Here is a 6,231-nt window from a genome sequence, read left to right on the forward strand (position 1 = left end):
CCATGAGTTTAGAACTAAACCTAACAGGTAAAACAGCGATCGTTACAGGCGGAAGTGCTGGGATTGGGTTAGCCGTTGCCAAAGCACTTTATAGTGAGGGTGTAAATGTAGCGATCGCCTCTCGTAGCCAAGAACGGTTAGAAAATGCCGTTAGTGCGATCCAATCCTTACCCACACCTGGAGCAAAAGTCATTGCTATCAGTGCTGACTTGACTCAAGCCGAAAGTGTTGATCGAGTCGTATCAAGCACACTGGCACAGTTTGGTCAGATTGATATCTTGATTAATAACGCTGGTTCAGCCCGTGCTGGATCATTCCTTGACTCCACCGATGATTTATTTTTGGATGCTTGGAATTTAAAATTATTGGGTTACATTCGCTTTGTCAGAGCCGTTGTACCCCATCTCAGAAGCCAGGGTGATGGCCGGATTGTGAATATAATCGGCGGTGCAGGGCGCACGCCTCGTCCTAACTTCCTCGCTGGTGGGACATCAAATGCAGCTTTGCTCAATTTCACCAAAGGCATTTCTAAAGAATTAGCCGAGTACAACATTCGTATTAATGCCATCTCACCCGGTGCTACAGCTACCGAGCGTGCTGAGACTTTAGCCAGACAAAACGCCCAAGCGCGGGGGATTACTGTAGAGCAAGCAAAAGCAGAAAGTCTCCAAAGTATTCCTTTAAAAAGAATCGCCCAACCAGACGAAATTGCCGCGTTGGCGCTATTTTTGGTGTCTGATCTCGCCGCATCCATTACCGGAACCGAGATCATTGTTGATGGCGGTTCTACCCCTGGGGTGTGAAATAAAGCAGAGGGGGCAGAGGGAGCAGGGGAGCAAAGAAGAATAACTATTGACTATTGACTATTGACCAATGACCAATGACCAATGACCAATTACTAGTAAAAACTTTTTGGAGAACATAACATATGGGTTCACAATACTTTGATATCAAACCAATTGCTGGACGTATCGGTGCGAAGATTATTGGTGTTGACTTGAGTACTAACCTCAGCGATGAAATTATCAGCGATATCCGCAAAGCTTTAGTTAAACACAAAGTCATTTTCTTCCGTGGTCAAAATATCGATGCTAATCAACAAGTAGCCTTTGCGCGTCGGTTTGGGGAAGTGACTACAGCACATCCTACTGTCCCTTCACTACCAGATAATCCAGAAGTGCTGGATTTAAACTACGGCAAAACCGTAGCGCGGGCGAATAACTGGCATACGGATGTCACCTTCGTAGACAGTCCACCGCTTGGTTCTGTATTGCGGGCGCTGGTGATTCCCCCATCTGGTGGTGATACCATTTGGGCAAACTCTGTGACTGCATACGAAGATTTACCAACTCATCTACGTAATCTTGCTGATCAACTCTGGGCAGTACACAGCAACGCCTACGACTATGCCGCAGCAACAGTTGATCTGCCAGAAGAAGTAAGAGCTTATCGGGCTGTCTTCACTTCAACAGTGTATGAAACTTTACACCCAGTTGTCCGCGTCCATCCTGAATCAGGGGAACGTGGGTTATTTATTGGTGGTTTCGTGCGCCGCATTCGTGGTTTATCACAAAATGAATCCGACGAAATCGTGAAATTGCTGCAAGCTTACGTCACCCGTCCAGAAAATACCGTGCGGTGGCGTTGGCAAGTCGGTGATGTCGCATTTTGGGATAACCGCGCTACTCAACATTATGCGATCGCAGATTACGGCAATCAACCACGTCACGTCCAACGTGTGACCATTGTCGGCGATATCCCCGTCGGTATCGATGGTAGGCAGAGTGAAGCCATCAAGGGCGATTCATCTGCATACAACCGCCGCGAACCAGCTTTAGTTTCCTAGTACAGAATTTCGCAAGTTCGTAACGAAATCCTGCATACATCTGTGCTTTCCTTCTCTGCGAGACGCTGCGCGAACGCGTACCTCTGCGTTTAAAAACCCTACCCTTTTAGGCAACCTTGTACTTAGAAAGGAGTGAATACAGGGAGAAAAGCAGAAATTTTTCTCTAATTTTCTCCCCATCTCCTCATCCCCCTCATCTCCTCATCAAATATGACTAAGAAAAAACAAATTAAACTCGGTGCATTCTTACCAGGTTCCGGTCATCACGTAGCAGCTTGGCGACACCCCGAATCCCAAGCAGATGGGGGGTTAAATTTCCAGCATTACAAACGGCTGGCGCAGACTGCTGAACGAGGCAAATTTGATATGGTATTCCTCGCCGATGGTCTAGCCGTCTGGGATCGTGGACAGGGGAAAGAAGCCTTTAGTCGGTCGGGACAATTTAGTGTCCACTTTGAACCCTTAACTTTATTATCAGCCCTATCCGTAGTTACGGAAAATATTGGCTTAGTAGCCACTGCATCCACCACCTACGAAGAACCCTTTCACATCGCCCGTAAGTTCGCTTCATTAGATTATTTAAGTGGTGGTCGTGCGGGGTGGAACGTTGTCACCTCCTCTGCTGAAGCCGCAGCCCAAAATTTCAGCAAAGAAGAACATCTAGAACACGCCATTCGCTACGAACGAGCCATAGAGTTTTTACAAGTAACCAGCAAGCTTTGGGATAGCTGGGAAGATGACGCTTTTATCCTCGATAAAGAATCGGGGATTTATTTTGAGCATGACAAGCTGCACATTCCCAACCACAAAGGCAAACATTTCTCAGTGCGTGGCCCTTTAAATGTAGCTCGTCCCATCCAAGGCTATCCGGTGATTGTGCAAGCTGGCTCATCGTTACCTGGAAAGGAATTAGCAGCGCAAACAGCCGAGGCAATTTTCACCGCCCAGCAAACTTTGGCAGAAGCTCAAGCATTTTATTCTGATGTCAAGGGGAAACTGGCAAAATACGGACGTTCACCAGACCACCTGAAAATTATGCCTGGGGTCTTCCCTGTGATTGGTAGAACTGAGGAAGAAGCGAAGGAGAAATACCAAGTTCTGCAAGATTTGATTCATCCTTCCGTTGGCTTAGGATTGCTCTCTGGCTTGGTTGGTGGACATGACTTGTCACAATATCCTTTAGACGGGCCATTGCCAGATTTACCAGATACCAACGCTGGTAAGAGCCGCTTGCAGTTAATTACTGACTTGGCGCGCAGAGAAAATTTAACCATCCGTCAACTATATTTATGGATTGCTGGCGCAAGGGGACACCGCACCATCTTAGGTACACCAGAGCAAATTGCTGACCAGTTAGAAGACTGGTTTGGCAACGATGCAGCCGACGGATTTAATATTATGCCGCCTTGGCTTCCTGGTGGTTTGGATGAGTTTGTCGATTTGGTAGTCCCTGAATTGCAACGCCGGGGCTTGTTCCGCACCGAGTATGAAGGACGGACTCTGCGGGAGAATTTGGGTTTACCACGTCCGGTTAACCAGTTTACCCAAGTTGCGTCTCCTGAATTAGCAGGTGCTAGTAAGTAGTTTTACCAGGAAAGGCAGAGGGCAGGAGGCAGCTATGTATGTTTTCTGCCCTTTCCTCACGACTTAAAGGAGTAAGGGTATAAAGAACCGGACATATCTTTGATTTGGAAGCTTCCAATTATCCCAAACTTGCACAATGGTATGATGAATTTTCTCGGCTATCATCCTTGCAAGCAACAAAGCCAGACTCTTAAAAATAATGCTGACGGTTCTTCTGTCCTCCTTTTTTTTGACGATTCATAATGTCACTGTGCGAGTTTTGTTTTCCGAACATCTCGTACTTGGTGTATTTGTCTTAGGTGGATATGTGAAACCGGATTTGCCAAATTCTTTTTTGCTGATGTTTATGCGAATGTTGCTGGTAGTTCCACTCATGGCAACTCTAGCATTGAAGTTATATCCATCGGCGGGGAAAGAAATTCAAGACTTATTCAGGCGGGAACGTTTCGATGTTCTCATCCAAGCTGTGGGCTGTGGAATACTAATGTTTGTGTATATTGCTGCACTTTACGTTGCTATTGGCTTAATTCCCACAGGTATCGCCCTGACTTTGTTCTTTACCTATCCAGTATTTACAGCACTGCTGGCTTGGAAGTTTTTTGGCGATCGCCCCACACTCTTTCGATGGCTAGTTATGAGTATGATCCTCATAGGCGGTGTGTTGACAATACCCCAATCTTCTACCAGTTATAGCAGTAATACAGTGGCGATCGGCATTTTCGCTAGTCTCAGCGCTGGTGTGATTTATGCCTTTTATAACATCATCGCCCAAAAATGTCTGGAAAAATTCCATCCTGTTCCTTTCACTTGGATCAGTTTTACCTCTACTCTGTTGCTTTCTGGTGTGAACTTACTAATTTTCTCCCCTTCCAGTTCTCAACTTGATTGGACACCTCTGTGGATTGGCAGTATTTTTTCTGGTGTGATTAGTTTTATTGGACACATATTAAATAACTTAGGGATTCGCATGATTGGCGCAACTAAAGCGTCTATCGTCGGCTCTAGTAGTCCAGCTTTGACAGCCTTAGTCGCCTGGATAACGATTAACGAAAGTTTAAACCTGATTCAAAGTTTGGGAATTGCTGTTGTGACTTTAGGAATTGCATTGCTCAGTGCAGAAGGCTTTTTTCATCAGCGTAGCCCATCATAGTTCTAATTCCATTTTTCTCTCACTCTCTGCGCCTCTGCGCCACCCTGCGGGAAGCCGCAAAGCGTCTACTGCGTGAAAAAATCATACATAATCAACAGCGCTCATAATTTAACTCTTGCTCCCACTACCCACTACTAAAAGTGACCACTGCACAACCAACCTCTTCCCTATCTATTGGTATCGTACTATTCCCCAATGTGACACAGTTAGATTTCACCGCTCCCTACGAAGTCTTTAACCGACTACCAAACACAAAACTATATCTGCTGTCTGAGACTCTAGAACCTATAAGGAGTGATGGCGGACTCACTTTTTTGCCTGACACCACATTTGCCGAGTCGCCACTTGTAGATTTGTTGTTCGTCCCAGGAGGGAGCGGTATTGATGTCAAACTAGAAGACAAGAAATTTCTCGCCTTTCTGAAAACTCAAGGTGAACAAGCCCGTTATGTGACATCTGTTTGTACTGGTGCGCTACTGTTGGCGGCGGCTGGGTTACTCCAAGGGTATCGCGCCACTACTCACTGGCTCTACCTAGATTTGTTGGAATTACTGGGAGTTGAAGTAGTCAAACAGAGAGTTGTCATTGATCGCAATCGGATTACAGGGGGAGGTGTAACAGCAGGAATCGACTTTGGACTAGTTATAGCTGGGGAATTATTCACAGAAGCGATCGCCCAATCAATTCAACTAGCCATAGAATACAATCCCCAACCACCCTTTGAAAGCGGTTCGCCGGAAACTGCACCAGAGTACATCATCAACAGCGTCAAAGCTACTAGCAAAAATCGTCTAGATAGCCGTCGGCAAATCATCCAAAAGATAGTTGCTGAATCATCAATTTCTATATCTCAAAAGTAACACCCCCACACCCTACACCCTCACACCCCTACACCCTCCCGAAAAAATGCCTTATTCCGCCATTTTGTTTGATTTAGATGGGACTTTGACAGACCCCAAATTGGGTATTACTCGCTGTATTCAGTATGCGTTATCGGAATTAGGTTACAAACCACCTGATGCTGATGAGTTGCTATGGTGTATCGGCCCTCCCATTAAAGAGAGTTTTTCTCGGCTACTGGAAACTTCAGATAACGGCTTGATTGATCAGGCGATCGCCCTTTATCGTCGTCGTTTTTCGACGATTGGATTATTTGAAAATTCCCTTTATCCCCAAATTATAGATATTCTCCAAAAGATCAGATTTGCTGGTTATCAAACTTTTGTCGCAACTTCTAAACCTCACATTTATGCAAAGCAAATTATTGAACATTTTGATTTATCGTTGCTTTTCGATGCTGTTTATGGTAGCGAACTTGATGGAACAAGAACTGTGAAAGGTGAGTTGATTCAGCATATTTTAATCACAGAAAATCTTACACCTTCTACTGTGGTCATGGTAGGCGATCGCCAACACGATATCATCGGAGCCAAGCTGCACAATTTGACGGCAATTGGTGTGACTTATGGCTATGGAACTGAGGAGGAATTAAAAACTCACGGTGCTGATTTAATTGCCCATTCTCCAGAGGAAATTAAAAAATTATTAGTTCATAGCTCTTAAAAATGAACTTCACCATTAGAAAAGCAAAAGAATCGGATGCAAAAGCGATTAGCTAATGCCACAAATAATACTGTCATTTGGGTTGTAG

Annotated in this window: 7 protein-coding genes (1 of these 7 cut by a window edge); all 7 read left to right on the forward strand. The window is 45.2% G+C overall.

The window, feature by feature from the left end; genetic code table 11:
• Nucleotides 1-2 precede the first annotated feature (2 nt).
• Nucleotides 3-803: an SDR family oxidoreductase gene (locus GSQ19_RS01355; protein WP_041457024.1), complete on the forward strand. Its 801-nt coding sequence runs from the start codon at nt 3-5 to the stop codon at nt 801-803.
• A 125-nt stretch (nt 804-928) separates the two neighbouring features.
• On the forward strand, nt 929-1,846 hold the full coding sequence (locus tag GSQ19_RS01360; protein WP_011321007.1) for a TauD/TfdA dioxygenase family protein: 918 nt from the start codon (nt 929-931) through the stop codon (nt 1,844-1,846).
• A gap of 210 nt (nt 1,847-2,056) precedes the next feature.
• Complete coding sequence (locus GSQ19_RS01365; protein WP_011321008.1) at nt 2,057-3,430, forward strand: LLM class flavin-dependent oxidoreductase; 1,374 nt, start codon at nt 2,057-2,059, stop codon at nt 3,428-3,430.
• A 250-nt stretch (nt 3,431-3,680) separates the two neighbouring features.
• Complete coding sequence (locus GSQ19_RS01370) at nt 3,681-4,580, forward strand: DMT family transporter (RefSeq protein WP_224311587.1); 900 nt, start codon at nt 3,681-3,683, stop codon at nt 4,578-4,580.
• 140 nt (nt 4,581-4,720) lie between these two features.
• Nucleotides 4,721-5,440, forward strand: coding sequence for a DJ-1/PfpI family protein (locus tag GSQ19_RS01375; protein ID WP_011321010.1), 720 nt, complete (start codon nt 4,721-4,723; stop codon nt 5,438-5,440).
• The gene (locus GSQ19_RS01380) at nt 5,406-6,143 is read left to right on the forward strand and encodes an HAD family hydrolase (RefSeq protein ID WP_224311585.1); all 738 of its coding nucleotides are present in this window, start codon (nt 5,406-5,408) and stop codon (nt 6,141-6,143) included. The genes GSQ19_RS01375 and GSQ19_RS01380 overlap by 35 nt, the downstream gene beginning before the upstream one ends.
• Nucleotides 6,144-6,179: 36 nt before the next feature.
• Nucleotides 6,180-6,231: the 5' portion of a hypothetical protein gene (locus tag GSQ19_RS01385; RefSeq protein ID WP_185478833.1), read on the forward strand. 86 nt of this gene lie beyond the right edge of the window; only the first 52 of its 138 coding nucleotides appear in the window; the start codon lies at nt 6,180-6,182; the stop codon falls past the right edge of the window.

This window comes from Trichormus variabilis 0441 (genome assembly GCF_009856605.1).
Taxonomy (GTDB): domain Bacteria; phylum Cyanobacteriota; class Cyanobacteriia; order Cyanobacteriales; family Nostocaceae; genus Trichormus; species Trichormus variabilis.

Bases quoted from the DNA above. Each gene is read 5' to 3' on its own strand.
- GSQ19_RS01360 (WP_011321007.1), top strand. From the start codon at position 929: ATGGGTTCACAATACTTTGATATCAAACCAATTGCTGGACGTATCGGT.
- GSQ19_RS01355 (WP_041457024.1), top strand. From the start codon at position 3: ATGAGTTTAGAACTAAACCTAACAGGTAAAACAGCGATCGTTACAGGC.
- GSQ19_RS01365 (WP_011321008.1), top strand. From the start codon at position 2,057: ATGACTAAGAAAAAACAAATTAAACTCGGTGCATTCTTACCAGGTTCC.